Here is a 25428-nt window from a genome sequence, read left to right as displayed (position 1 = left end):
CCCGGCCGATGGTAACATGCTTATGTTACCCTGCAATCATGCCGTTCTTCAGATAGCTTTCTTCATACGCAAAGACAATAGCCGGGTTGGGGATGAGCAAATGCTCGTCCTTGCCCTGGTAGTGCAAGCGGATCAACAGATCCTTGATCAGGTTGATGCGTGCGGCGCGCTTGTCGTTGGCATGCACCACTGTCCATGGCGCCACTGGGTTGTGGGTGCGGGCAAACATCTCGTTTCTCGCCAGGCTGTAATCCTTCCAATACTTGATAGCCTGATCGTCGATGGCGCTGACCTTCCATTGCTTGAGTGGATCATCGCGACGCGCCTTGAGGCGTTTTTTCTGCTCGTCCTTGCTGATGTCCAGATAATATTTGAACAGCTTGATTCCCGAGTTGACCAGCATATGTTCGAAATCGGAAACCGTTGTCATGAATTCTTCGTATTCGTCATCGTTACAGAAGCCCATAACGCGCTCAACGCCTGCGCGGTTGTACCAGCTCCGATTGAACAGCACGAGATCCTGCGCAGCGGGGAGATGGGGTGCATAACGCTGAAAATACCAGGAGCTGCGATCACGGTCGGAGGGCTTGCCCATCGCCACTACCCGCGTCTCGCGTGGACTGAGATGCTGAATGATGCGCTTGATCATGCCATCCTTGCCTGATGCATCCCGGCCTTCCAGCAGGATCAGAATTTTATCACCCTCTTTGATGATGTGTTTCTGGAGCTTGACCAGTTCCACCTGTAGTTTATACAGGCTTTTTTCATACTCCTGTTTGCTAATATCGGAGTCGCCGTTTTCCGTGTCATTATTTTTGTCGTTATTTTTGATTTTTTTGCTCATGCCGTGCTCCGCTATTGGGATATCAAGCTCGTTTCATCGCTTTTCGCCGCCACCTTATTTATACCAAATTGCCCAATAACTTTCATGAATTCCTCGCCATCGATCACTTCTTTTTCCTGCAAGCGCTGCGCGACGCCGAGCAGCGCGTCTTTATGCTCGCCCAGCAGGGTGCGGACCCGTCCATGGGCCTCTTCCACGATGCGACGCACCTCCGCATCGATCTGCTTGGCGGTTTCCTCACTATAGGGTTGCTGGCCACCGCGCAGTGCGCCTTCAAGAAACATGGATCGCTCGGGCGCATAGGTAACCAGGCCGAGGGCCTTGCTCATGCCGTATTCAGTCACCACGCTGCGCACCATCTGCGTAGCCTTTTGCAAGTCGTCCGCAGCGCCAGTGGAAACTTCGTCAAACACCAGCTCCTCCGCGACGCGGCCGCCCAGCAATACCGCCAGGCGGTCGAGCAGTTCCGCTTCCGTGAGTAGATGACGGTCTTCCGTTGGCAACTGCATGGTGTAACCCAGCGCCGCCACACCGCGCGGGATGATGGAAATCTTGCGAATCGGATCGGCATGAGTCACCAACGCCGTAACCAGGGCGTGGCCTGCTTCGTGATGGGCGACGATGCGTTTCTCGCGTGGGGTCATCATCCGCGATTTTTTCTGAAGGCCGGCGACGATCCTGTCAATGGCCTCATCCACGTCGCTCATGTCAACCGCCTTCTTGTTGTTGCGTGCGGCCAGCAAGGCGGCCTCGTTGATCACATTGGCCAGATCGGCGCCGACAAAACCCGGCGTGCGCGCCGCTAGTATTGGTATATCCACATCCGGCGCGAGCGTGACGCCTTTTATGTGGATTTTGAGGATGGCTTCACGGCCTTTGATGTCGGGCCGGTCCACCACCACGTGGCGGTCAAAACGGCCAGCACGCAACAGGGCGGGGTCGAGAATCTCCGGGCGGTTAGTGGCCGCCATCAGGATCACCCCTTTATTGGGATCGAAACCATCCATCTCTTTGAGTAACTGGTTCAGGGTTTGCTCCCGCTCCTCGTTGCTCCCCATGGGATTCATGCCGCGCGCCCGACCCAGCGCGTCCAGCTCATCAATGAAGATAATACACGGTGCCTTCTGCTGCGCCTGTTCAAACAGATCCCGCACCCGTGCGGCGCCCACCCCTACGAACATTTCCACGAATTCCGATCCCGACAAACTGAAGAAGGGGACCTTGGCCTCTCCCGCCACGGCCTTCGCCAGCAAGGTCTTGCCGGTGCCCGGTGGCCCAACCAGCAGAATGCCCTTGGGCAGGCGTCCGCCCAGCGCGGTAAACCGTTCGGGCGTGCTCAGGAAGGCAACCACCTCGCGCAACTCATCAACCGCTTCATCAATGCCGGCCACATCGGCGAAGGTGATCTTCATGTCGCTCTCCATGTAGATCTTGGCCTTGCTCTTGCCGATGGACATAAGCCCGCCGCCTGCTCCGCCCATCCCACCCCCCGCACCCATGCGCTGAAACAGAAAGGCCCAGATCGCCGCCAGAAAGATAAAGGGCAACAGCCACGCAATAAGACTCTGGAAAAAGGTGGACTCAATCTGGCCGGAATAATTGACATGAGCGGCATCCAGCTCTTTCGTCAAATCGGGATCTTCCACACGGATCGTTTCAAAGTCGTGAAAGTCCTGCTTGTCACGCCGGATCTGCTCCACCTGCGCGGGCCGCAACACCTCCTTCAACCCTTCAACCTTCAGCTTGCCCCGGATGACCTCCTTGCCCAGAGCAAGCTCAGTCACCTGACCGGCTACAACAGCCTTCTTGAAATCGCTATAGGAAAGGAGCACCTGGTGCGTGCCCATGATAAAACTCTGAAACCAAAAGGCGAGCAGCAGCGCCAGCAGAAGATACCAGACCGAAAAGTGCCAGCGTTTTTCCATGGTTATAATTCTACTCTGTTATTTTTCATTTTTTAAACCTGCCAAGTTGCCAGACTGCATATCAACCCAGCAAACAATAACTCACACCTCATCCTCCATGACAATATATCCCGATGGGCACTCGCGCGCGCACAATCCGCAACCCTTGCAGTAGTCATAATCGAACACATAGTGTGAGCCATCGCTCGCCAGCTCTTTTATTTTCAGCACTGATTGATCCGGGCATAATGTCCAGCAGTTGTCACAGGCAAGGCACGCACCGCAGGAGAAACAGCGTAGCGATTCCGCCATCACCTGAGACTCGATCAACCCACCAGCCACCTCGGCATCGCCGCTCCGCTGCTCCACAGAAAGAAGGGGTTCCTCGGCCCGAGGCTCATGTTCGAAATAATTCAAATTGAGAGATTCCAGAGGGATACTCACTGCGCGGTGTTCCGAAGTCGCTATGCCCCGCAGATATCCGTCGATGGCCAGTGCCGCACGCCGGCCATCACCCACCGCACCACTCACTGTGCCGCGGCTCCCCTTCCGGGCATCACCTCCGGCGAACACTCCCGGATGGTTCACCACATGTCCCCACAGATCCACAGTAAAGAAAGGGCTGCCTTCCAGGATGCGCTCCATCCCAGCGGCCAGCACCACTTGACCGATGGCAGGAATAACCTGGTCCACGTGCAGAACGGTTTCCGTGCCTTCGAAGGGCACGATCTCGATACTCCCATCGGGACGCGGTAACTTTTTCATATGGACCATCTCCACCCCCACCACCCGTTCGCCGCGCAGAATCAAACGCTGGATGCCACGATGCTCGTGAAACACCACGCCTTCCTCCTGCGCCTGTTTTACTTCCCTGGGGATCGCCTTCATCGCACCTTCGGGCGGCACCCCGAGTTTGGGCAGTGCATCATGGGTGATGACATGCACCTCGGCGTCGGTCTTGCGCAGCACGCGCGCCAGATCCACGGCGCTGTTCCCGCCCCCTACGATAGCGGCTGATTTCACATTCGGGGTGGTTCCCACGGCCACCCATTCCTGGAGAAGACGCAGGCCGGTATGCAAATCCGCCGGCACTCTGCCATCCACGTTCCACTCCCGCCCCTGCTGTCTACCCGGACCCAGGAAAACCGCACCATAATCAGTACACAGCTCATCAAGCGAGACATCGCGCCCCAGCGCATGATGCGCAAGGAACTCGATACCGATGGCCAACAGCCGTTGCGTCTCCTGAGCCAGCACGTCTCGCGGCAGACGGTAAGGCGGCAAAGCCGTGCGCAAGGTGCCTCCGGCCTCGGGTAACGCGTCCAGCAACGTGACTTGATACCCCAGCCGACATAGGTGATAGGCAGCGGACAACCCCGCAGGCCCCGCGCCGACCACCGCTACTCGATGAGCGCTAACAGAAGGAGAGGTAACCGGATACGCCCAGCCTTCTCGGATTGCCTGATCACCGAGGAAGCGCTCTACATTGTGGATGGCGATGGCCTCATCGTATTGGCCGCGGTTGCAACCTGACTCACAGGGGTGATCACACACCCGCCCGGTAATGGCAGGCAGGGGGTTGGCGGCAACCAATGTCTCCCAGGCTTCCCGCCATCGCCCTTCCGCAACCTGCGCGAGATAGGCCTGCGGGTCTTCACCGGCGGGACAGGTAGTGTGGCAGGGCGCGCTGCTGTGCCGGTGTATCGGACGCTGCAACCGCCATGTACCGGTCTTGGACGCCAGCGATGTCTCGGGCAAGGCAAATCCGCCGCGTGTATAGATGGCCATAGTTCTCCCTCATTCAAATCACGCCCACCGCACACCGCCCCGCCGCACTGTATCCGCCCCAGCACTATCCAACGGATCGGGACGTTCGCCGCGCAGACCGTAGGTTTCAATGTTGTGGTCGGCGAGTGCCTGCAGGTGTTCCAGCTCCTCCTTCGCGCGTGGATCATTCTGAAACAGGTGGGCGAAGCGCTGCTGCGGTTTGAGATAATCCGTCACCGGGCGCGGTGCGCGTAGCGGCATTGTTCCCGTGAGCGCCCCGCGCTCCAGCTCGATGATAGGAAACAACCCACACTCCACCGCAAGACGCGCCACCTCGATGCTTAGCGAACCGTCGTGCCCCCACCCCAGCGGACAGGGCGAGTGGATATTGATGAACGCCGGGCCGTCGATTTCCAGGGCGCGCCGCACCTTCTTGCGGATATCCGAAGGATACGCCACAGACGCGGTAGCAGCATAAGGGATGTTGTGCGCGGCGATAATGGAGATGATGTCCTTCTTCAGATGGCGCTTGCCCATGCGCGCCTTGCCGGGTGGCGAGGTCGTAGTCATGGCGGCATGGGGTGTCGAGCTGGAACGCTGCACCCCGGTGTTCATGTATGCCTCGTTATCGAAGCAGACATACAGCACGTTATGGCCACGCTCCAGCATGCCGGACAACGCCTGGAAACCGATATCGAATGTCCCACCGTCGCCACCAAACGCGAAAACCTTGGAGGATTTACCCTGCGCCCTGAGGGCAGCCTCCATGCCGGAGGCGACTGCAGCGGCATTTTCAAACAGGGAATGCAGCCAGGGCACCCGCCAGGCAGACTGCGGCCATGCCGTGGTAAACACCTCCAGACATCCGGTGGCATTGGCAACGACAACATCAGGGCCAGCGGCCTCCGTCACTAGGCGCGCGGCAAGCGCCTGGCCGCACCCCAGGCAAGCCAGATGCCCAGCCTCCAGACCTCGGAATCGCGGCTGATTGCGGCGCAGCTCGGCAATAGGCATCAAGGTTTCGGCAAGATCGCTCATGAAAATACCCTCGCAGCATCAACATGGATCAGACTGCGTAGCGGCGGGATTGAACCACCAGTACACATCCGCTATAACCGATTATTTAACTACCGGTCCTCGACCGTTAATTTATCCAGCTCCACATCCAGGATGGCAAACCGCACCGGGGAGGCAGACCGAATAGCCGCCAGCAAGCGTGGATAAATATCCAGCGGCACATCGCGGCCGCCCAAGCCAACAGCGAAATTATGCACCTGCGGCGCGGCAGACAGCTCCGTCAGGGCAGCGCGCACCTCCGCGCCGACGATTCCCCCACTGCCGGGCGAAAGCGCCCGTTCCAGTACGATCACATCGGACAGGCCCATACAAACCTGCTGCAATGCCTCGATCGGAAACGGGCGGAATGCGCGCAGTTTGATCAATTTCACAGACCCCAGTTGCGGGTATTCCTCGCGCGCATCGAGCAGGGTGCCGAACACGGATCCCAAGGTCAGTATCGCTACTCGGGCATCGTCTGGTCCATCCACCTCCAATAGGCCGCCGCTGACACGTCCGGTCAGCACCGCCCAGTCACTGTCCGCAGCTACAATCTCATCCTTGGCGCGCAGTAACGCCTGATGGTGGGCATGACGCGCCTCGGTGTAATATTCCGGCGAAACCAGTGTGCCGGAGCTGATCGGATGCAATGGATCGAGCGTACGCGCAAAGTGGAACGGTGGCAGGAAGGCATCCACCTGATCCTGGGACGGTATCTCGAGCGGTTCCAGCGTATGGGTAAGCGTGAAACCATCCACGCACACCATCACCGGCAATTCAGTACGTTCAGCAATTCGGTAAGCCTGAACGGTAGTATCCACAGCCTCCTGATTATCAGCGCAATAGAGCTGGATCCACCCGGCGTCGCGCACCGCCATGGAATCCTGCTGATCATTCCAGATCGACAGCGGCGCGGACACCGCACGGTTGGCGCAGGTCATCACCAACGGAACTCGCAACCCGGCGATGTTGTACAACACCTCGCTCATCAGCAAGATTCCCTGCGAGGCGCTCGCGGTATAGGCGCGCGACCCAGCCGCCACAGCACCCAGCGCCACTGAAGCGGCGGAAAACTCACTCTCCACGCTGACCAGTTCACACTGCAACTTCCCGTCCGCGATCAATCTGGCGAGGCCCTCCACAATGTGGGTCTGAGGTGTAATGGGATAGGCGGCAACTACCTGCGGGCGGCACAGCGCCACCGCTTGGGCAATGGCTTGGGAACCTTCAAGCGCTTGCAGCATCTCGCGTCTCCCCTAGGGCCTATCCGTGAATAAATCATCCCTGCGACGGAGGCCGGTTTTGCGCAGGGCAAGGAACGCTGAGTGTAGTGTGCTTGTTGCACATGAGCGAAGCGTGACGCCGCACTGCGCAAAACCGGCCCCGTCCCTTCGGGTTGCGCCCCAAAACACGCCATGCGGCGTTGCTCGCCGCTCATTTGGAATCACCAAACATCGCGTCTCGCGCCTTGCCTGGCGTGTTTTTGGGCAGCAACGCAGGGATGATTTATTCACGGATAGGCCCTTAGCCTCCACAACCCCGGTGTCACCCCACTTGCGGCGGCGTGAATCAGCCGGACATTGTTTTCCAACACCTCGCCTTTGAAGCGCTGACCGAGGGCCTTGACTAGCGCCTCCAGCGGCAGCAACTCCATGAGGGTGAGAAAGGCCGCCAGCAAGGCGGTATTCGGGACAGGCTTACCAAGAAATTGATTTGCCAGAGCAGTGGCGGGCAGGGAAATCACATCCTTCCCTGATACGGCGCTGAGTTCAGCGGAACCCTGTGCGCTATTCACAAGGATACCGCCCCCCGCACGCAAGCCTTCAGTCACACCCGGCACATGGAGCAGCGCCTCATCCTGAATAATGAGAAAGTCAGGTTGGCGCACTTGGCATCGGCGCCGGACGGCCTGTCCGGCGACACGCACAAAGGCTGTCACCGGCGCGCCACGCCGCTCCGCGCCAAAGGCGGGAAACGCCTGCGCGAATAGCCCTTCTATAATAGCGGCGCTGGCCAGAAGATAGGCGGCAACAACGTTACCCTGACCACCACGCCCGTGAATCCGCACCTCGATCATCCGAACTCCCGCGTTTTAGAGCCAATGCCGAAGCGGTGTCACTTCAAGGCTCTCTATCTCCCACTCCTCGCTATCGTGAACAAATACCCGGCGCAGACGATCTCCCCAACCCTCACCCAGACGCACGCCGATCTCGCCCAACAACGCCTCGATCTGTACAGCGGTCACCTGCAGCAAATCATAGCTAATCTCCAGCAGATCACCATCGACCTTGATCTCTCGCACTCCCATTATTGCCCGCAACGCATCGACGAGAATCAACTCACCCTCGGAAGAAAGCCTTGTCCCCAAGCGTATGCGCCGCCTCTTAATAATTTCTTGCCCCTCCTGCATCGGCGCTTTCTGGCCTGGGTAGCCGATGTACAAGCGAGGATGAGCCATGAAACTTTCCTGGCATTGCGGGGAGCAAAAGGCGAAATGCATCTGGAGATATTCAATCTCGTTTTGGTGCCCGTCCACCCATATCCCGCACACAGGATCTTTTACCTGTGTCTCAGCCGCTTTCATGACCCCTCATCCACACCTAGTCAGCCATCACCCTATCAAGCGACCGCCGCCACATTCATAATTGAAGTGCCAGCGTTATCATTCAGGAACATTAACCCCACATGCCGTCCCGTCCTGTGTACCACCTGCGCCCGCAACCGCCGCCGCCCCTCGCCCGGCACATTGTGAATCACATCCACCAGCACACCCTGGGGAAGAATCCCCATCGGCATTTCCAGGAGCATGCCCCCCGAACTGACGTTTCGAACCTTGCACAGGGGAAAAGACTGCTCGCCATGATAAAGCACCACATCACCCGCCAATGGTTGACGCCGATTGCAACGATGTTCCATAGCACTCCCCTTCTTAAATTAACAGATATCTCCTAGGCTCTAGTAAACCAAATCCTGATGAAACATTTCTTGATCTAGATCAAGAAAAAACTAAAAAAGTCACGGCACTTGTGAAACAGTTGGCTGGTAATCCGCCACTTAAAGTCGACCACAACATTAGGGCTGAATACGCGAACATATTCGTATTGCACTTTTAGACTAGAACCAGCTTGTTATGCACAATAAGCGAAGGGCTTTTCTGTAGCACATCAAAAACCGTCACATTCTCATAAAGCATTTTCTAATATTCTTTAACTTCATGATATTAATTGATTTTTATACGAAGTGTGATTTGTCACCATTTTGTCACAAACCTGACAATGGTGCGGTTTTGGCGCAATTACCACTCAATCCTCCACAGAGTTATCCACAGATTTTGTGCATAACCAATAAACCCAAAGAGTAATAAGGAGTTAGTGATGATTTGTCAGAAAAGTCCTCAAACGGGCACCCCAAGTGATATATTGAAGAGCATGTTACCCCGAGAGGAACCACCATGCAGGCCAACGACACTCTGCAACGCTTTATCTTTGAACAGGCGCCGATTCGCGGCGAAATTGTGCGGCTAGACGCCACCTGGCGTGCCGTGCTGGCGCGGCGCGCCTACCCCCCGGCGGTGCGCGACCTGCTCGGCGAAATGGCTGCGGCCGCAATGCTGCTCTCGGCAACCCTGAAATTCACGGGTTCGCTCATCATGCAAATACAGGGTAATGGCACTGTGCCGTTGCTGGTGGTGGAATGCACCAGCAACCGCACCTTGCGCGCCATAGCTCACTGGACTGAAGATGTGCGGGCCGCGCCGCTTGCGGAGATGATGGGCAATGGGCGCCTGTTAATCACCATTAGTCCAGCCGAAGGCACTGAGCGTTATCAGGGTATCGTCGAGCTGGAAGGAAACAGCGTGGCAGAGGTGCTGGAAAATTATCTGACACGCTCTGAACAACTCGATACCCGCCTTTGGCTCGCTTCCGATGCAACCCAAGTAGCCGGAATGCTCCTGCAAAGACTGCCGGGCGAGCAGGACGACGAAGACGCCTGGCCGCGCGCCGTGCATCTCGGCTCGACCATCACGCAAGCAGAGCTGCTGCGACTCCCCGCTCCCGAGATCGTCCACAGGCTGTACCATGAGGAAGACATCCGGATGTTTGATGGCGAACCGGTCAGTTTCCGCTGCTCGTGTTCGCGAGAGCGCGTCACCGACATGTTACGCATGCTCGGCCACGAAGAGGTGCAATCCATTCTTCACGAACAGGGCGCCGTCAAGATGGATTGCGAATTTTGCGGCCAGCATTACGAGCTGGACCTCATAGACGCAGAACTTATCTTCGCCTCAGCAACCGCGCCGGAAGTATCCTCAACCCACCACTGATCAGGCAAGGTATAATATCCGCAATTTTTTGACGCGAGAGCCACACAGCCCATGACCACCCAGCCTACTAAAGAGATCGAGACTTTCGACAACCCCACGCCGGGGCGTGACTATACGATACGCATTCATACACCTGAGTTCACCTGCCTGTGCCCCAAAACCGGCCAACCGGATTTCGCCACGATCAACATCGACTATGTGCCCAATTTACGCTGCGTAGAGCTCAAGTCACTGAAGCTCTACATATGGTCTTACCGTGACGAGGGCGCATTTCACGAGGCAGTGACCAATCGCATCCTCGACGATCTGGTGCGCGCCTGCGAACCTCATTTCATGCGCATCACAGCCGAATTCAACGTGCGTGGCGGGGTTTATACTACCGTGGTGGCCGAACATCGCAGCGACGTGTGGGTTCCGCCTGCCCCGGTCACCCTGCCCTAAACGGCTGGGAATATAGCCACGGCCTCTAAAGGTATGCCGGCACTTTATATCGGCATCGACCTCGGCACCTCCGGCTGCCGCGCCATCGCCATCGACGCTGATGGCAAGGTGCATGGGCACAGCGCCGTCTCATTACCCGCACCGCTACGGCGGGCCGAAGCCGTCGAACAGGAGCCGCAACTTTGGTGGCAGGCGGTGCGGGACGCCCTTCATGATCTGTTGAACACTGTCCCGGCGCAACAGGTACGCGCCATGGCCGTGGATGGCACCTCCGCCACCTTGCTGCTCACCGATGCCGATGGCATACCCCTGGGTCCCGCGCTGATGTATAACGATGCACGCGGCAAGACCGAAGCGGCGCTCATCGCCGCCCTCGCCCCACCCGACAGCGCCGCCCATGGTGCAACCTCGGCGCTGGCCAAGCTACTCTATCTGCAACAACAACCCGGCATGGCACACGCCAGACACGCCCTGCACCAGGCAGACTGGATCGCAGGAAACCTGAGCGGCCACTTCGGCGTAAGCGATGAAAATAATTGCCTGAAACTTGGCTACGATGCCGTGCGGCGGACATGGCCGGAGTGGCTGGATACTCTTGGCGTGCAGCGCGAGTTGCTGCCGGAGGTGGTTCCGCCCGGCACGCTCATCGGCACCGTGACGGCGGATATCGGCCGTGAGTTCGGACTACCGTCCTCCACCCGTGTGGTAGCAGGCACCACCGACAGCATCGCTGCCTTCCTCGCCACTGGCGCTCGTTCGTCGGGGGAGGCCGTCACCTCGCTGGGTTCTACTCTGGTGCTTAAAATCGTCTCCCCGCACCCGGTGTTCGCACCTGCCTATGGTGTATACAGCCACCGGCTGGGCGACCTGTGGCTGGCGGGTGGCGCCTCGAACAGTGGCGGTGCCGTGCTACGGCAGTTTTTCGACCAGCAGCAGATCAACTCAATGACGCACTTATTAGAACCGGATCAGCCCACCGGCCTTGACTACTACCCATTGCCCGCGCCGGGAGAGCGCTTCCCTGAGTGCGATCCTGCACTAGTGCCACGCCTGATACCTCGCCCGTCTGACAATGTGCTGTTTTTCCAGGGCATACTGGAAAGTATCGCACGCATCGAAAGGCAGGGTTACCAACGGCTCGCCGAACTCGGTGCACCCTACCCACCATCGGTACGCACCACTGGCGGCGGTGCGTGCAACACCGCATGGACACGGATGCGCGGACACCTGCTCGGCGTTCCTATGCTTGATGCGACCCAGCAAGACGCCGCCTACGGCGCGGCGCTGCTGGCCTGTCGCGAGTGCCTATAAACCCTAAAGACGACCCAGCAAGTCCATATCCACACACGTCGCACCATGGGCATTGCCTGTCAGCACCCGCATCGGCCGGTCTGGCTCGCCCAGATGATCCACCACCAGCACGGCATCCGGGAAATCACCGCTTTCGGTATACTCATTCACCGTGACAATGGTCCGCAATCCCGCGCCCACCGCAGATTTCAGACCGTTTTCCGAATCTTCGAAGGCGAGGCATTGTTCAGGGGCAAGCCCCATGGCCTGCATAGCATAATGGTAAATATCCGGTGCGGGCTTTTTTGCGGGCACGACATCACCGGCGGCGATCACCTCAAACCAGGAGGCACTGTCGCCACCCAAGGTATGATCAAGCAGCGCAATGACGTTCTCTGGCGAAGTAGTAGTAGATATCGCCAGACGCATCCCCGCCGCGCGCGCAGCGTCCAGCAGGCGTCTCACACCAGGCCGCAATGGAATCTTGCCGCCGCCCAGCAGTTGCGCGTAATGACGGTTTTTAGCCAGATGCAGGCCAGCAATAAATCCATCAAGATCCGCATGGGCGCTCTCCGGCAAGATGGGGGAAAAATTGTCAATATAGTGCCGGATGCGCTCCTTGCCACCTGTAATCGCGAGCAATTCTCCATACAAATCCACCGTCCAGTCCCAATCCAGGCCTGCCTCGGAAAAAGCGGTATTAAAGGCGGGACGATGACCGTCACGCTCGGTATCGGCCAGGGTACCATCCACATCAAAAATCAGCGCAGCAAGTTTCGTCATTGTCAGCATCCTGTCATATGAAAAAGTTAAAGTTGCGAAATAGTATAGGAAAGTAGAATAAATACAATATCATGCGCCCGCCACTTGTTACACTTGAGCGTGCGGCCCAAGCAGCGGCTTGATTATGTGATAATGTTCTGGTATATAACTTTGTTTTAAGTAGTGTTTCGAAGGAAATCAAGACATGCCCGCCACAAAGAACAAAACCGTGAAAAGCTCCGCTGAAGGATTCAAAGGATTCACACCCTATAAGGAAAAAAAGGGTGAGGAATACATGAACGAGGATCAGGTTGCGCACTTTCACGCCATTTTAGAGGCGTGGAAGCAGGAGCTGATGCAAGAAGTAGATCGCACCATGCACTACATGCAGGATGAAGCTGCCAATTTCCCAGACCCCAATGACCGCGCCACACAGGAATCCGACTTCACCATGGAACTGCGTGCACGGGATCGGGAGCGCAGGCTCATCAAGAAGATCGAGGAAGCCTTGCAGAAGCTTGAGGCCAGCGAATACGGCTACTGCGACGCTTGCGGCATTGAGATCGGGATTAAACGCCTGGAAGCGCGTCCCACGGCAACGCTGTGCATTGACTGCAAAACTTTGGATGAAATCCGTGAAAAGCAGATGGCTGGCTAAGAAGTAGCCTGACCGGAGACGGGTTGGGAACGGAGCGTTCCCAACCCGCAGATGTTAGCAACGAATTCAGATTGCCGCTGCCTCGACCCTATCCCAGCACTTCCTCGTGAACCCTCAAGCGGTTGGCATGAACAAAACTCAGGATGTAATCAAACGCCGCCGGGTTGCTTTGCTGCAAGGACTTATCCACTACCAGGCATTTCTCGCCATTGATAACGCGCGGCTGCACGCTCTCATCGTAATGCAAGCGGTGATCGGGGCCAAAATTGGCCAAGGTTGTTGAGATACGCTCAATCCAGTCGCTGGGGCGGAACTTTCGCCCGTCTTCGACCACACTTTCAATAACTAATTTTGCTTGTTTCGACATTTTCGTCCTATACAAAAAACTAGATCACGCAGATTAAAGACATAAACCTTGCCAAAGACAGATCTGCTGAAATAATCTAAAACATTATACAGTGAATGGCGCGTGATAGTCTCAACGCGTGCAATGTTATCGGCCTGTACCAGCGGAGTTTTAGCCGGGCAAATCACCTTGCCACCATATTAGAGTTTTATTTTAAGGTAATGTTCCAGGCAGGCAGATGCAACCAGCTACCTAACCGTCAATCAAGCATCAAAATGGCGCAGCCATTGCCACAACGCAGCGGATTAAGTCATATTTATTAAAGCTATCAAGGGACAACATTCATGACTGAAGAAACAATGACCAGTGAAAACATCGAGTCTACCCTGCATGAAGAGCGTCTCTTTCAGCCACCCGCGACATTTTCCGCCCAAGCCCGCATCAACACCCGCGAGCAACTCCAAGCGCTTCAACATCAGGCTGAGGATGATCACGAAAACTTCTGGGCTGGTTTGGCGCGCCAGGAAATCACCTGGCAACGCCCCTTCCAGAGCGTACTCGACAGCTCACGAGCGCCGCACTTCCGCTGGTTCCATGATGGCCTGCTGAACGTCTCCTATAACTGCCTGGATCGCCATCTGGCGCAGCATGGTCAAAAGACCGCCATCGTTTTTGAGGGTGAGCAGGGTGATACCCGGCGCCTTAGCTACACCGAACTGCACCGCGAGGTATGTCGTTTTTCCAACGCCTTGAAAAACATCGGCATTACTCACGGCGACCGGGTAGTGATCTATATGCCTATGATCCCCGATGCGGTGATTGCCATGCAGGCCTGCGCCCGCATCGGCGCAATCCATTCCGTGGTGTTCGGCGGGTTCTCAGCGGAATCCCTCAAGGATCGCATCGAGGATGCCGGCGCAAGAATGCTGATCACCGCGGACGGTGGCCACCGTGGCGGAAAGATTGTGGAACTCAAGGCCGCCGCCGATAAGGCCTTGAACAAAGGCTGTCCAACCATCGAACACGTGATTGTCTGCCGCCGCACTGGTCATGACATCGACATGCACGCGGGCCGCGACATCTGGTGGACTGACGCCGTCGCCGATGCAGGCGAGCAATGCGAACCCGCCTGGGTGGACAGCGAACATCCCTTATTCCTGCTCTACACCTCCGGCTCCACCGGCAAACCCAAGGGCATCCAGCACTCCAGCGGCGGCTATCTGCTCGGCGCCATCACCACCATGAAATGGGTGTTCGACATCCAGGATAACGATCTTTTCTGGTGTACTGCCGATATTGGCTGGATCACCGGGCACACTTACGTTGCCTACGGGCCTCTTGCGGTCGGCGCGACCATGCTGATGTATGAGGGTGCGCCTACCGTGCCCGATGGCGGGCGTTTCTGGGATATCTGCGAACGTCACAAGGTAACCATCTTCTATACCGCGCCCACGGCAATCCGCGCCCTGATGAAACTGGGAGACGCCCTCCCCGCCCGGCATGACCTCTCCAGCCTGCGCCTGCTAGGTACCGTAGGCGAGCCCATCAATCCCGAGGCCTGGATGTGGTATCACCACATCATCGGCCAAGAGCGCTGCCCCATAGTTGACACTTGGTGGCAAACGGAGACCGGCTGCCACATGATTGCCCCCATCCCCGGAGCCATGCCCACCAAACCCGGCTCCTGCACCCTACCCCTGCCGGGCATCGCCGCAGACGTGGTGGACGAGCAAGGCAACAGCATCACCCAGCCCGACAAGGGCGGCTATCTGGTAATCAAAAAACCCTGGCCCTCCATGCTGCGCACCATTTGGGGTGACGATCCGCGCTATGTCAGCACGTATTGGGGCAAATTCGGCGGCAAATATTATCTCGCCGGTGACAGCGCGCGGCGTGACCAGGATGGCTATTTTTGGATCATGGGCCGTGCCGATGACGTGATCAAGGTCTCCGGCCATCGCTTGGGTACGATGGAAATCGAATCGGCGCTGGTCGCCCACCCGCGCGTCGCCGAAGCGGCAGTAGTAGGACGCCCAGACGAGATCAAGGGCGAGGGCATTTTTGCCTATGTCGTTCTCAGAGGCAAACGGCCCGAAGGCGGAATCGACGCAGCATTAACCGGCGAGCTACGCACCTGGGTGAGCGAGCAGATCGGACCCATCGCAAAACCTGATGACATCCGCTATGCCGACAATCTACCCAAAACCCGTTCCGGCAAGATCATGCGCCGCTTATTGCGCACCATCGCGCGCGGCGAGGAGATCACCCAGGACACGTCGACCCTGGAAAACGAGTCTATTCTGTTGCAGTTACAAGGGAAGGAGTAAGAGCCATTTGTTATGAGGCGCATCAGGCTGTCCGCAGCCTGATTTACTTATTGCCGACATACTCCGGTGGTTTTGTCAGGGCGGACAGGATCTGACTGCGGGTATCCACCGCCAATGCGCGGCGGCCACTCTCAGCGAGGACCGGAGGGCAGAACGTCAAACAGACTTCGACTGACGGCTCTTTCAGCAACACCCAAAGGTGATGCAACAGGTTGTCATCATTGATATAGGGCGCCACTGGATTTACGCCCGCCGGATGAGGGTAGGAAATCGCCACCGCCTGCACCACCGTCTGCGCGTGGATCGCCGCCTGATAAAGACGGGGATGGAAGTTGCGCACCGTTGCACCACTGGTCGATGTCCCTTCAGGGAAGAAGACCACGCTCCTCTTGTCCATCAAATTCCTGGCCATTCGATCCGCCACGCCACTTGCGGCATGCGCTCCGCGCTGGATGAACAGCGTACCCGCCTGCGCCGCCATGCCCCCCACCACGGGCCACCGCCGCACTTCCTGCTTGGAAACACAGACGGCATCAAGCGCCGAGGTGAGGCAGGGAATATCCAGCCACGAAATATGATTGGCCACAAAGAGGGTAGGCGCGGTGTTCATCACGCCTACCTTACGAATACGCAGATTAAGAATGTGGCATGTCTTCGCCATCCACCAACGAACTATCACTCGCTGGCGAGGGCGCTGAGGATCGCGCCCAATAGCGTTAAGCGGGAATAAAACCAGGTAAGAAATGCCCGCCCCCACCATGACATGCCACACCAGGCGAACCAGCCGCTGGGTTCGGCGCACGTGCATTTTCAGCATGGTTCGGCACCATACCGAAAAGGACCCATGGGCAGAACCTTAACGAGGCGCGCGCGCTTCACTCAGCACGTTGATCAAGCGATCTTCCAGATCAATGCGATCCGCGAGGTTCTCACCCAGGCGTGACAAATCAACATCCAGGTGTTCAAGCTGTCCGCTGTGCTCAAGGGAATCATATTTTCCGTTAAACGCAAGGATGGTTTCGGTGGTATTCAGAATGCGCGGATAGATCTGATCTGCAATCTTTACCACACCAGAGCGACGCTCCGTTTTTTCGGCAATGTGCCGATATAATTGAAAATGACCATCCGCCGTGTAATCGATCAGCGACTCACAGAACTTTTGCAGTAATTCTGGAGCACCGGACTCTTTACGAAAAGGCTTCTGACGCGCCAATTCGTTAAAGAGCACCAGGGTTTCGGTGCGCAGGTCCACGAGTTTTTTGATCATCTTGAGTGACCGCGCCCTGCGGTCGTCCTGGACGGCTTCATTCATTTCATTTGCGGACACCATTTTCCCCCTCCAATCAATAACATCAATAAGTTAGTGCATAGACCGTGAAGCTTATGCCATTGCCACACCCGGAATCCCCGTAAAGGTGACAATGCAATGGCCTCATTGCCCCCTTCACGGGGATTCCGGTGGGATGCCGTCAAAAAACAGGCATTTCTAATTTGAAATATGGAGATTGCAAAAATTACGCCATACACTCTACATCTTTCGCGGACAAAAAGGCTGCTAGACTCCAAAATACTTCGCCTTCAGGTAGGGAAGCAGCCAGGGACGCAACTGTTCCTGAACGGTGCGTGGCAGATGACGAAACGAAACTACCTGCCCCCGGCACGACGGCGCCCCACATTGGCAAGAAAAGCCTTCGAAATCGGACTCATCAATCGCCGTGCCGTAATCCCAGGTAATCTCCTCACCCGGCAGGATATCCCGTAACGCCACAAGATCAAGGCCATCGTCAAACCCGCCATTGGGCTGACAGGAATGGTTCACGTAATCGTCCAGATCCTCCGAGGGGCCGAGATATAAATCCTCGCCAATTTGCAAATGATAGGTACTGAAATCGGCTTGTGCAGCGTTCCACACAGGGCCAGTAAATGTCACTATCCGCTCCCCTTTCGCTATCGGTCCACAGGCAAACACCCCTTTGCCGTGCGAAGCGCTGGTTTTAAGGACAACCTTTGTCATGCGAAACTCCTTTGAACAATGCTCCACAAGACCAGAAACCTTGCGCCCTCCCCAACTTCCGTCCTTATATTACCATCAAGCAATATCAAACCGACTGAAGTTTAGACGCCCACATCTCCTGGTGGATGTTTAGATTACCGGGTCAAACCTAATACCGATTAGGATATCCCACATCCACCCTCGACCGACACAAATCAAGCGGTATTGTGCATGAATGATTTTCCACTGGCGATGCCCCGCCTTCCCATACATGTCGGAATAGCGTCACCCCTGACGTGACGAAAAAAATAAATAAACCTAAAAAACTCAGTTATCCACGAAATTCACGAAAAAACACGAAAATATTCAAGTGCATATCGCGTGTTACTTGCCACCCATCCGGTGAATTGCTGAAGCAATCCATGTTTTTGTTTTATTTCGTGAATTTCGTGTTTTTCGTGGACAAAAAGAGGTTTTAAGGATAAACCATTGCTTATCAATCGATTGATCTCATAACACGCACTGGATAGAATGGCCCGGATTGTGCGTATTAAACACGCACAAGCGATACTGCGAAGGGGAAACGGATGTTATTCGAACATGAGGACAGGCTTACTCCAATTGATCAGAGCATCGGCCTGGCGGAGAAACTGGAGTTTATCCATGCTGCATTGAAGGAGCGGTTTCCCTTTATCGCCCGCATCGCCGCGGCCCTCTATGATCCCAAAACCGACCTACTGAAGACCTTCATCCACAGCAGCAGCGGCGACCAGCCGCTGGCTCACTATCAGACCAGGCTTACAGAATCCAAATCGTTGCAGGAGATTCTGGCAAAGGGCCGACCGCGAGTGGTGAACGATCTCACGATATTCAACGACGGCGAGCACGAGCACACCCAGCGCATTGCCCGTCAGGGTTATCACGCCAGCTATACCATGCCAATGTACAGCCATGGCAGCTTCTTCGGGTTTCTGTTTTTCAACTCCTATGAAAGCGCACCCTATACCGAGGAGGTACTGCGCCAACTCGACCCTTTCGGACATTTGATCTCGCTCGCCATCATCCACGAGCTCTCCTCCATCCAGACTCTCCTGGCGACTGTGAAAACGGCCCGAGACATGGCCCATGTGCGAGACAGTGAGACGGGCTCACATTTGGACCGCATGTCGCGCTATGCCCGGCTCATCGCCTCAAAACTGGCGGAAAAAGAAAATCTGTCCGATGAATTTGTGGAGAAGATTTTCGTCTTTTCTCCACTACATGACATAGGCAAGATCGGCATTCCGGACGATGTGTTGCTCAAGCCCGGAGATCTGACCACGGACGAACGCAAGCTCATGCAGACCCATACCTTGCGCGGACGGGAGCTGATTGATCGCATGCTGGGCAACTTCAAGCTGAGCGGGATGCCACACATCGACATGCTGCGCAACATCGCCGAATTTCATCACGAGACGCTGGATGGCTCGGGCTACCCCAACGGACGCAGTGGCGAGGAGATACCCTTGGAAGCGCGCATCGTTGCGGTAGCGGATATTTTCGACGCCCTCACCAGTCGCCGCCCTTACAAGCAGGCATGGAGCAACCAGGAGGCGTACACCATGCTGCAAAGCTTGAGCGGCCTCAAGCTAGACAGGAACTGTGTGGATGCCTTGATACAAAGTCGCGCTGAGGTGGAAGACATCCAGCAAGCGTTCAGTGAAGACTCTCTTGGATAAGATGTAGTAGTCAGCACTTGATCTGACAGGCTGTATCAGATGTGCTTTAGCCCCGAATGCCGCCATTCGTGCTTCCTGACAGCGGACGATCAACATTTTCTAACAGAGGAACACAAGCAAGTGAAGCGCGGCGTGCAAGCCACATTATCAGCAGCGGTCAACCTTGCGTTAGTAACGCCTCCGACTGTTTAATCGGCACCAGCTTGCCAGACAGATATTGCTGCTTCAGTAATACTTCGAATTGCTCAATTGGAACTGGCTTGCTAAACAGAAACCCCTGGAAGTGAGTGCAGCCACTGTTCAGGAGGAATTGTCGTTGCTCTTCAATCTCCACCCCTTCAGCGATGACCTCCAGATTCAAGCTTTGTGCCATCGCAATAATGGTGCTCACAATAGCCTTATCGCTGCTGTCGACAGCGAGGTCGCGCACGAATGACCGATCAATTTTGATCTGATCAAGCGGCAAACGCTTTAGGTATTGTATGGATGAATAGCCGGTACCGAAGTCATCCAATGAAAACTGGACACCGATTGCTTTCAATGCGTTCATTGTTGCAATAGTCTCCTCGATGTTTTCCAGCAACATGCTTTCAGTGAGCTCCAGCTTAAGCAGTTTCGGATTGATGGCATAGTCCTGCACGAGAGATTCTACCTGCGCAACGAAATCAATCTGGTGGAATTGCTTGGCACTGACGTTCACAGACAGAACGAGGTCGCTGGTTAACCGGTCCTGCTGCCACGCTTTGAGCCGGGCGCAGGCCATCTCCATAACCCATCGCCCAATAGGCAGTATCAAGCCAGTTTCTTCCGCCAGATGAATGAATTCTTCGGGAGACACGACACCACGTTGAGGGTGCAGCCAGCGGATCAAGACCTCTGCGCCCAATGGACGCGATGCACTATCCACCTGGATTTGGTAGTACACCTGGAATTGCTGGCTCTCATGTGCTGAGCGTAATTTTCCTTCCAATTCAACACGAGTGTTAATGGTTTCCTGCATCTGCGGGTCGAAGAATTGCAGGGCATTGCGTCCTGCTTTCTTCGCCTGGTACATGGCAATATCGGCTTGTTTTATCAGCTCATCTACCGACTTCTGATGCCCTTTGAACGTAGTGATACCGATACTGGGGGTGTTGTGATATTCGTGCGTAGCAAGTTGGTATGATCGATTGAGAGCGGCCAGAATTTTCTGGCCAACCTCTTCTGTTTGTTCTGCCGCTTCAAGGGTATGCTCGCTCAGATCTTCCAACATTACCACAAACTCGTCACCGCCCAGACGAGCGACAGTGTCGCCTTCGCGCACACAGGACACCAGGCGTTGCGCAACCTGTTGCAGCAACAAGTCTCCCTTGTCATGCCCAAGGGTGTCATTGAGTGACTTGAAATTATCCAAGTCAATGAACAGCAGCGCACCTTCCTTACCGCTACGACCACTGGAAGCTATCGCTTGCTGAAGTCGGTCTAATAACAAACGACGATTTGGCAGGTTCGTAAGGTGATCGTAGAACGCCAGATGCTGGATCTCTTCTGCAGCCAGCTTGCTCGCGGTAATGTCAGCGAGTGTGGCAACATAACTGGAGACAATGCCGTCCGTGTTTTTAACTGCGGTGATTGTAAGATACCCGGGATAGATTTCGCCGTTCTTGCGCCGCCCCCATATTTCGCCCCCCCATGCGCCAGTAGTATTGAGAGTCTTCCCCAGTGCAGCATAGAAATTTTCATCATGACGGTCAGACTTGAATATGCGCGTATTCTTGCCGATTACGTCTTCTGCGTTGTAGCCAGTAATGGTAGAAAATGCTTGGTTAATTCGCCGGATAACGTTATTTTCATCGGTGATTATCATGCCCTCCTGAGATTCAAAGGCAGTCGCGGCAATGCGCAGGTCGGCCTCATATTGCTTGCGTTTGGTAATGTCTTGAATCGTACCGAGCATTTTCAGGGGGCGCCCTTGAGCATCGAAATCCAGCTTGCCTAATCCATGCAACCAGCGTTCGGTCTGATCATCGTGACGGATGATACGGTATTCCTTATCGAAGGCCTTGCCCTGGCCAATAACCTCGTTTCTAAAGTAGTCGACCATCATCGCGCAGTCATCGGGATGCACTAGAGCGATCCAACTCTCTATAGAGCGTTCGTATGCTTCGCTTATCCCAAGCAACTTATCAAGTACGTCCGAACTTTTCCAGCGCCCGCTGGGGATATCCAGAACATAAGTGCCCAAGCCCGCAATGGTCTGCGTTTCCCTGAGTAATTCTTCGTTTTCGCGCAACACCTCCTCGTTGTGTCGCAGCAGGGCATTCATATTTTCGAGCAGTGCATTTTGCTCGGCAAGTTTGCGGTTGATGGATTCAAGCTCATCTTCTTTGCGTTTTCTGTCATCTATATTGAACGTCACACCGATAAACCGCTGGCCCTGGTTGTCGCCATCGAGGTCCATGATTTTGCCGTAGTTGGCGTACCAGACCCATGCGCCGCGCTTGGCGCGTATCCTGAACTCGCAACGGTATTGCGGTGTAACGCCTGCCAAATGGCCGTCGACGGCAGCCTTGACTACCGGAATATCGTCCGGATGGATGATTGTGAAAAGGTCGTCAATGTAGGAGAGGGCTTCCTCTTCGCTATAACCAAGTTCCGCAAAGGTTTTGATCGCCTTGCGGGTGACATCGCCGGTAACCAGATCATTTTCCCAAAGGTCGAGACCGGCCGCTTCCAGGGCGAGCTCCAGGCGTTCCTTATTGATGTCATGTACGCTCATGTTTGCATCTCAACCAGAATAAGGAAGCGCACCGGCATAGCCGATGTTGCGCAGCAGGCCGGCGAACGACGCTACAACACCTGAAGACATGTAGAATTCCTCTGCGGCCTCGACTTTGATCACGCTGACAGTTTTGCCTGTGCTCTTGCCAGTGCTCGAATCGAAATACACCGCCAGATCATCGGTGGCATTGGAGAAACCAAAGCCCGTGCTTTCGGAGTAGTAGCAGATTGAATCCGGTGCAATAATGTCGGGCACATTGCTCAGGCTCGAATACATGATCAGGTTTTCGTTCAGATTGTAGATGTAGTGCGTTTCGGTACTGCTGTCCTGATCAGGCGTGTTGTCCAGACGGATGATGCCCGTATCGAGTGACGCATTGGTAGTCGACTGCGTAACGGCGGTGATGTAAAAATTGGTGAGTGTGGGCGTTGCCGTGCGTCCGGTGATGCCGGTGATCTGTGCCGTGACCTCAGCGGTCGAGTACGGGCTTGGGGCGGTTAACAAGAATTGCCCGAGAGTCCATGCCTGCGCCAGCGTTCCAGCAATGTAGTTGCCTGTCAAAGCGTAGCCATTGCTCGCGTTGGAAGGCCAGAGCGCAATCCCCGAGACGCTGCCGAAGGCGGAAACGATGCCGCCAGCCAGCGTTTCAATTTGGGCAGCAGTCGCGGCATTCAGCGTAGCGGACTGTGAAGCTGTCGTCGTCTCGGCATCGTTAGCCAGTGCGCACGGACTCGCAGCGAGCAGCGCACTGCCGCTATACGTGGTCTGCGGCAACTCCGGCACAGCCCGCCCGGCGCCGTCGCCATCGACGACCCATTGAATAGTATTGTTGGACATGGACGCTGCGATGAGCGGCACAATCGAGTTGATCGGCCCGATTTCGACCGGAATGACGCACCCAAGTGTGGCGCCGGTCGCGCGCTCGAAGAGGTTGATTGTGTTGGTGATGGAATATTCGATATCTGCCAGTGTCAGGCTGTCGGCAGCATCGGGCGAACCCATCATGGCCATCACGCAGCAGTTTGTCGCGCCGTCGTATTCCTGCACCTGCACAGTGCCGTTCCAACTATTAGCCAGTTCTTCTATCACGTTGACGGCATCGCGATAGCTGCCGCCCCCACCACTGGCAAGAATCGCGGCACCCGCAGAAATGTATTGAAAATCGGTGATCCCATACTCATGCACAGCCATAGTTTTTTCCTTTCTTATGCACAGGATTGTTCAGCCACGAACCCACTTCAGGGCGCTGCTGCCGGACAACAAGGCGCCATATCGGTGCGAAAAAAGGCAGCAGACTGGAGGGCGAACGTGCCTCGGTGGAAACAAAATTAATATTATCATCATTGTTAGTTATGAGGAGCGTTGGCCGGCGATAGTCTCAGGCTAGCCCCAGTTGTCCACTAACGTGACCGAGGGACTATGCTCGACCGCCCCTTTCTGGCCGAACACGCTCCTTGGAAACTGCATAAATTCAGCATAGATCATGGGTGGCGTTTTGCAAACGACATTTCGAGCTCACACGCAGCTTCTGACACCAACCCCGCCATTTCGAGATACAACACAGCCTGACAGGTTACGTGCCTATCAGTGAATAAGTCATCACTGCAACGGCACAATGACAATGTGGAAACATGCACCCTCCAGTTATGGTATAATCCCACCAAGTTTTTATCTCGACGCTGTACGGTCCGCGCCAGCCGCACCCGAAAAGGATCTCCTTGCCGGGCGCACTGATAAGAACTGCCGCGGTATATCCCTCCCAGGTTATCCCCGCCAAATCAACAGATTAACCCGCCTAGACCGAACCAGGGAGCACGCTCTTTGGGAGGCCACTTCAGGAACACTATCACTATGTCATTTTCAACGCTCGGCCTGTCGGCCGAATTACTCCGTGCCATTGCCGATCAAGGCTACACTGAACCCACCCCGGTGCAGACCCAGGCGATTCCCGTCATCCTTGAGGGGCGCGACATCATGGCCGGCGCCCAGACCGGTACCGGCAAGACCGCAGCATTTACCTTGCCGATGTTGCAACGGCTCACCATCAACACCGCCGCTGCCAAGCGAGGCGCCGTGCGCGCGCTGGTATTGGTGCCCACCCGCGAGCTGGCGGCCCAGGTCGGCGAGAGCGTAAGTACTTACGGCAAACATCTGCCCCTGAAATCCGCCATCGTGTTTGGTGGGGTCAAGGTCAACCCGCAGATCACCCAGCTGCGTGCGGGTGTTGATATCCTGATAGCAACACCAGGACGGTTGCTGGATCACGTCACCCAGAAAACTGTCGACCTGAGCCGGGTTGAGATTCTGGTGATGGACGAGGCCGACCGTATGCTCGACATGGGCTTTATCCACGATATCAAAAAGGTCCTGGCGCTGCTGCCTAAAGGCCGCCAGAATCTGCTGTTTTCGGCAACCTATTCCGACGACATCAAGAAGCTGGCCGACCAGTTATTGAACTCACCGGTACTGGTCGAAGTGGCGCGCCGTAACATCGCTTCGGAAACGGTCGCACAGGTGGTGCATCCAGTGGACCGCATACGCAAGCGTGAGCTGCTCGCCCAACTGATCAAGTCTGGCGACTGGCAGCAGGTGCTGGTGTTCGGCCGCACCAAGCACGGTGCCAGCCGGCTCGCCGAGCAATTGGAAAAAGACGGCATCACCGCCGCCGCCATCCACGGCAATAAGAGCCAGCCCCAGCGTACCAAAGCATTGGCCGACTTCAAACAAGGGAAGGTACGGGTACTGGTAGCCACGGACATCGCGGCGCGCGGCCTGGATATCGATCAACTACCTCATGTGGTCAACTTCGAATTGCCCAACGTTGCCGAGGATTACGTCCACCGCATCGGCAGAACAGGTCGCGCAGGGTGCAGTGGCGAAGCCGTATCGCTGGTGTGCATCGACGAAAGCAAGCTATTGGTTGGCATCGAGCGCCTGATTAATCGTGACATCCCCAAGGTAATGATCCCCGGCTTCGAGCCAGACCCATCGATCCAGGCCGTGCCTCTCACCAATGGCCGTGATGGTGGCAACCGTCGTGGCGGTGGCCAACAAGCCCGCCCGCCCGGCCAAGGCAGGGACAAACGCGCCGGAGGGGCGCATTCGGCTCCGAAAACCGGCGGTAACCGGCCACCGCGCCGCCCTGCCACAGGCGGTGGTTTTGCCAAGGGCCGTAGCGGCGCCTAGGCGCCAACACCCACAGAGCGCGCTTTATCCCTTGCGTACTCTGTGGCCAAT

At 56.0% G+C, this 25428-nt stretch carries 22 protein-coding genes; 7 read left to right on the top strand and 15 right to left on the bottom strand.

The window, feature by feature from the left end; translation table 11 throughout:
- Nucleotides 1-25: 25 nt before the first annotated feature.
- The 8 genes from ppk2 to M3A44_08285 form a co-directional block, all read right to left on the bottom strand.
- Nucleotides 26-844 carry a polyphosphate kinase 2 gene (ppk2, locus tag M3A44_08320; GenBank protein MEQ6341648.1) on the bottom strand — a complete coding sequence of 273 codons (819 nt, stop codon included), beginning with the start codon at nucleotides 842-844 and terminating at the stop codon, nucleotides 26-28.
- Between the two features lie 11 nt (nucleotides 845-855).
- Nucleotides 856-2769: an ATP-dependent zinc metalloprotease FtsH gene (gene ftsH, locus M3A44_08315; protein MEQ6341647.1), complete on the bottom strand. Its 1914-nt coding sequence runs from the start codon at nucleotides 2767-2769 to the stop codon at nucleotides 856-858.
- Nucleotides 2770-2850: 81 nt separating this feature from the next.
- Nucleotides 2851-4536, bottom strand: a complete 1686-nt coding sequence (locus M3A44_08310) for an FAD-dependent oxidoreductase (GenBank protein ID MEQ6341646.1) — start codon at nucleotides 4534-4536, stop codon at nucleotides 2851-2853.
- Nucleotides 4537-4554: 18 nt separating this feature from the next.
- A complete protein-coding gene (locus M3A44_08305) occupies nucleotides 4555-5553 on the bottom strand; it encodes a thiamine pyrophosphate-dependent enzyme (protein MEQ6341645.1) in 999 nt (332 codons plus the stop codon).
- Between the two features lie 89 nt (nucleotides 5554-5642).
- The gene (porA, locus tag M3A44_08300; GenBank protein ID MEQ6341644.1) at nucleotides 5643-6815 is read right to left on the bottom strand and encodes a pyruvate ferredoxin oxidoreductase; all 1173 of its coding nucleotides are present in this window, start codon (nucleotides 6813-6815) and stop codon (nucleotides 5643-5645) included.
- A 266-nt stretch (nucleotides 6816-7081) separates the two neighbouring features.
- Nucleotides 7082-7648: a 2-oxoacid:acceptor oxidoreductase family protein gene (locus M3A44_08295; protein MEQ6341643.1), complete on the bottom strand. Its 567-nt coding sequence runs from the start codon at nucleotides 7646-7648 to the stop codon at nucleotides 7082-7084.
- A gap of 15 nt (nucleotides 7649-7663) precedes the next feature.
- Complete coding sequence (locus tag M3A44_08290) at nucleotides 7664-8107, bottom strand: hypothetical protein (GenBank protein ID MEQ6341642.1); 444 nt, start codon at nucleotides 8105-8107, stop codon at nucleotides 7664-7666.
- Nucleotides 8108-8190: 83 nt separating this feature from the next.
- Nucleotides 8191-8487 carry a PilZ domain-containing protein gene (locus M3A44_08285; protein ID MEQ6341641.1) on the bottom strand — a complete coding sequence of 99 codons (297 nt, stop codon included), beginning with the start codon at nucleotides 8485-8487 and terminating at the stop codon, nucleotides 8191-8193.
- Between the two features lie 535 nt (nucleotides 8488-9022).
- Between M3A44_08285 and hslO the strand changes: the two genes are divergently transcribed.
- Genes hslO through M3A44_08270 form a run of 3 tightly spaced genes read left to right on the top strand, consistent with a single transcriptional unit; the run spans nucleotide 9023 to nucleotide 11647 of the window.
- Complete coding sequence (hslO, locus tag M3A44_08280) at nucleotides 9023-9895, top strand: Hsp33 family molecular chaperone HslO (protein MEQ6341640.1); 873 nt, start codon at nucleotides 9023-9025, stop codon at nucleotides 9893-9895.
- 51 nt (nucleotides 9896-9946) lie between these two features.
- Entirely contained in the window at nucleotides 9947-10336 is a 390-nt protein-coding gene (gene queF / locus M3A44_08275) for a preQ(1) synthase (protein MEQ6341639.1), read from the top strand.
- A 33-nt stretch (nucleotides 10337-10369) separates the two neighbouring features.
- A complete protein-coding gene (locus M3A44_08270) occupies nucleotides 10370-11647 on the top strand; it encodes an FGGY-family carbohydrate kinase (protein ID MEQ6341638.1) in 1278 nt (425 codons plus the stop codon).
- Between the two features lie 3 nt (nucleotides 11648-11650).
- On the opposite strand, the gene M3A44_08265 is transcribed toward M3A44_08270, so the two are convergent.
- Nucleotides 11651-12409, bottom strand: coding sequence for an HAD family hydrolase (locus M3A44_08265; GenBank protein ID MEQ6341637.1), 759 nt, complete (start codon nucleotides 12407-12409; stop codon nucleotides 11651-11653).
- A 184-nt stretch (nucleotides 12410-12593) separates the two neighbouring features.
- Between M3A44_08265 and dksA the strand changes: the two genes are divergently transcribed.
- Nucleotides 12594-13046, top strand: coding sequence for an RNA polymerase-binding protein DksA (dksA, locus tag M3A44_08260; protein MEQ6341636.1), 453 nt, complete (start codon nucleotides 12594-12596; stop codon nucleotides 13044-13046).
- Between the two features lie 88 nt (nucleotides 13047-13134).
- On the opposite strand, the gene M3A44_08255 is transcribed toward dksA, so the two are convergent.
- The gene (locus M3A44_08255; GenBank protein MEQ6341635.1) at nucleotides 13135-13413 is read right to left on the bottom strand and encodes a DUF3579 domain-containing protein; all 279 of its coding nucleotides are present in this window, start codon (nucleotides 13411-13413) and stop codon (nucleotides 13135-13137) included.
- A 338-nt stretch (nucleotides 13414-13751) separates the two neighbouring features.
- On the opposite strand from M3A44_08255, the gene acs reads away from it, so the two are divergent.
- Complete coding sequence (gene acs, locus M3A44_08250; protein MEQ6341634.1) at nucleotides 13752-15719, top strand: acetate--CoA ligase; 1968 nt, start codon at nucleotides 13752-13754, stop codon at nucleotides 15717-15719.
- 43 nt (nucleotides 15720-15762) lie between these two features.
- On the opposite strand, the gene M3A44_08245 is transcribed toward acs, so the two are convergent.
- The 3 genes from M3A44_08245 to M3A44_08235 all read right to left on the bottom strand — a co-directional run bounded on the left by M3A44_08245 (nucleotide 15763) and on the right by M3A44_08235 (nucleotide 17733).
- Complete coding sequence (locus tag M3A44_08245; protein MEQ6341633.1) at nucleotides 15763-16536, bottom strand: 1-acyl-sn-glycerol-3-phosphate acyltransferase; 774 nt, start codon at nucleotides 16534-16536, stop codon at nucleotides 15763-15765.
- 39 nt (nucleotides 16537-16575) lie between these two features.
- Nucleotides 16576-17049: a sigma D regulator gene (locus tag M3A44_08240; protein MEQ6341632.1), complete on the bottom strand. Its 474-nt coding sequence runs from the start codon at nucleotides 17047-17049 to the stop codon at nucleotides 16576-16578.
- 225 nt (nucleotides 17050-17274) lie between these two features.
- Nucleotides 17275-17733 carry an SET domain-containing protein-lysine N-methyltransferase gene (locus M3A44_08235; protein MEQ6341631.1) on the bottom strand — a complete coding sequence of 153 codons (459 nt, stop codon included), beginning with the start codon at nucleotides 17731-17733 and terminating at the stop codon, nucleotides 17275-17277.
- Nucleotides 17734-18299: 566 nt separating this feature from the next.
- Between M3A44_08235 and M3A44_08230 the strand changes: the two genes are divergently transcribed.
- Nucleotides 18300-19430, top strand: coding sequence for an HD domain-containing protein (locus tag M3A44_08230; protein MEQ6341630.1), 1131 nt, complete (start codon nucleotides 18300-18302; stop codon nucleotides 19428-19430).
- A 157-nt stretch (nucleotides 19431-19587) separates the two neighbouring features.
- On the opposite strand, the gene M3A44_08225 is transcribed toward M3A44_08230, so the two are convergent.
- Together M3A44_08225 and M3A44_08220 are read right to left on the bottom strand one after the other, a co-directional pair.
- A complete protein-coding gene (locus tag M3A44_08225; protein MEQ6341629.1) occupies nucleotides 19588-22188 on the bottom strand; it encodes an EAL domain-containing protein in 2601 nt (866 codons plus the stop codon).
- A gap of 9 nt (nucleotides 22189-22197) precedes the next feature.
- Nucleotides 22198-23382: a DUF917 domain-containing protein gene (locus M3A44_08220; protein MEQ6341628.1), complete on the bottom strand. Its 1185-nt coding sequence runs from the start codon at nucleotides 23380-23382 to the stop codon at nucleotides 22198-22200.
- A gap of 660 nt (nucleotides 23383-24042) precedes the next feature.
- Between M3A44_08220 and M3A44_08215 the strand changes: the two genes are divergently transcribed.
- Complete coding sequence (locus tag M3A44_08215) at nucleotides 24043-25377, top strand: DEAD/DEAH box helicase (protein ID MEQ6341627.1); 1335 nt, start codon at nucleotides 24043-24045, stop codon at nucleotides 25375-25377.
- The last annotated feature ends 51 nt before the right edge of the window (nucleotides 25378-25428 follow it).

It is taken from the genome of Gammaproteobacteria bacterium (assembly GCA_040183005.1).
Lineage (GTDB): Bacteria > Pseudomonadota > Gammaproteobacteria.
This window is presented reverse-complemented; position numbering and strand designations above follow the sequence as displayed.

Coding starts and splice junctions, on each gene's coding strand:
- M3A44_08295 (MEQ6341643.1), bottom strand. CDS start 7,648: ATGATCGAGGTGCGGATTCACGGGCGTGGTGGTCAGGGTAACGTTGTT.
- acs (MEQ6341634.1), top strand. CDS start 13,752: ATGACCAGTGAAAACATCGAGTCTACCCTGCATGAAGAGCGTCTCTTT.
- M3A44_08270 (MEQ6341638.1), top strand. CDS start 10,370: ATGCCGGCACTTTATATCGGCATCGACCTCGGCACCTCCGGCTGCCGC.
- M3A44_08305 (MEQ6341645.1), bottom strand. CDS start 5,553: ATGAGCGATCTTGCCGAAACCTTGATGCCTATTGCCGAGCTGCGCCGC.
- hslO (MEQ6341640.1), top strand. CDS start 9,023: ATGCAGGCCAACGACACTCTGCAACGCTTTATCTTTGAACAGGCGCCG.
- M3A44_08310 (MEQ6341646.1), bottom strand. CDS start 4,536: ATGGCCATCTATACACGCGGCGGATTTGCCTTGCCCGAGACATCGCTG.
- M3A44_08220 (MEQ6341628.1), bottom strand. CDS start 23,382: ATGGCTGTGCATGAGTATGGGATCACCGATTTTCAATACATTTCTGCG.
- M3A44_08215 (MEQ6341627.1), top strand. CDS start 24,043: ATGTCATTTTCAACGCTCGGCCTGTCGGCCGAATTACTCCGTGCCATT.
- porA (MEQ6341644.1), bottom strand. CDS start 6,815: ATGCTGCAAGCGCTTGAAGGTTCCCAAGCCATTGCCCAAGCGGTGGCG.
- M3A44_08255 (MEQ6341635.1), bottom strand. CDS start 13,413: ATGTCGAAACAAGCAAAATTAGTTATTGAAAGTGTGGTCGAAGACGGG.
- dksA (MEQ6341636.1), top strand. CDS start 12,594: ATGCCCGCCACAAAGAACAAAACCGTGAAAAGCTCCGCTGAAGGATTC.
- ppk2 (MEQ6341648.1), bottom strand. CDS start 844: ATGAGCAAAAAAATCAAAAATAACGACAAAAATAATGACACGGAAAAC.
- M3A44_08225 (MEQ6341629.1), bottom strand. CDS start 22,188: ATGAGCGTACATGACATCAATAAGGAACGCCTGGAGCTCGCCCTGGAA.
- queF (MEQ6341639.1), top strand. CDS start 9,947: ATGACCACCCAGCCTACTAAAGAGATCGAGACTTTCGACAACCCCACG.
- M3A44_08240 (MEQ6341632.1), bottom strand. CDS start 17,049: ATGGTGTCCGCAAATGAAATGAATGAAGCCGTCCAGGACGACCGCAGG.
- M3A44_08235 (MEQ6341631.1), bottom strand. CDS start 17,733: ATGACAAAGGTTGTCCTTAAAACCAGCGCTTCGCACGGCAAAGGGGTG.
- ftsH (MEQ6341647.1), bottom strand. CDS start 2,769: ATGGAAAAACGCTGGCACTTTTCGGTCTGGTATCTTCTGCTGGCGCTG.
- M3A44_08230 (MEQ6341630.1), top strand. CDS start 18,300: ATGTTATTCGAACATGAGGACAGGCTTACTCCAATTGATCAGAGCATC.
- M3A44_08285 (MEQ6341641.1), bottom strand. CDS start 8,487: ATGGAACATCGTTGCAATCGGCGTCAACCATTGGCGGGTGATGTGGTG.
- M3A44_08265 (MEQ6341637.1), bottom strand. CDS start 12,409: ATGACGAAACTTGCTGCGCTGATTTTTGATGTGGATGGTACCCTGGCC.
- M3A44_08245 (MEQ6341633.1), bottom strand. CDS start 16,536: ATGCTGAAAATGCACGTGCGCCGAACCCAGCGGCTGGTTCGCCTGGTG.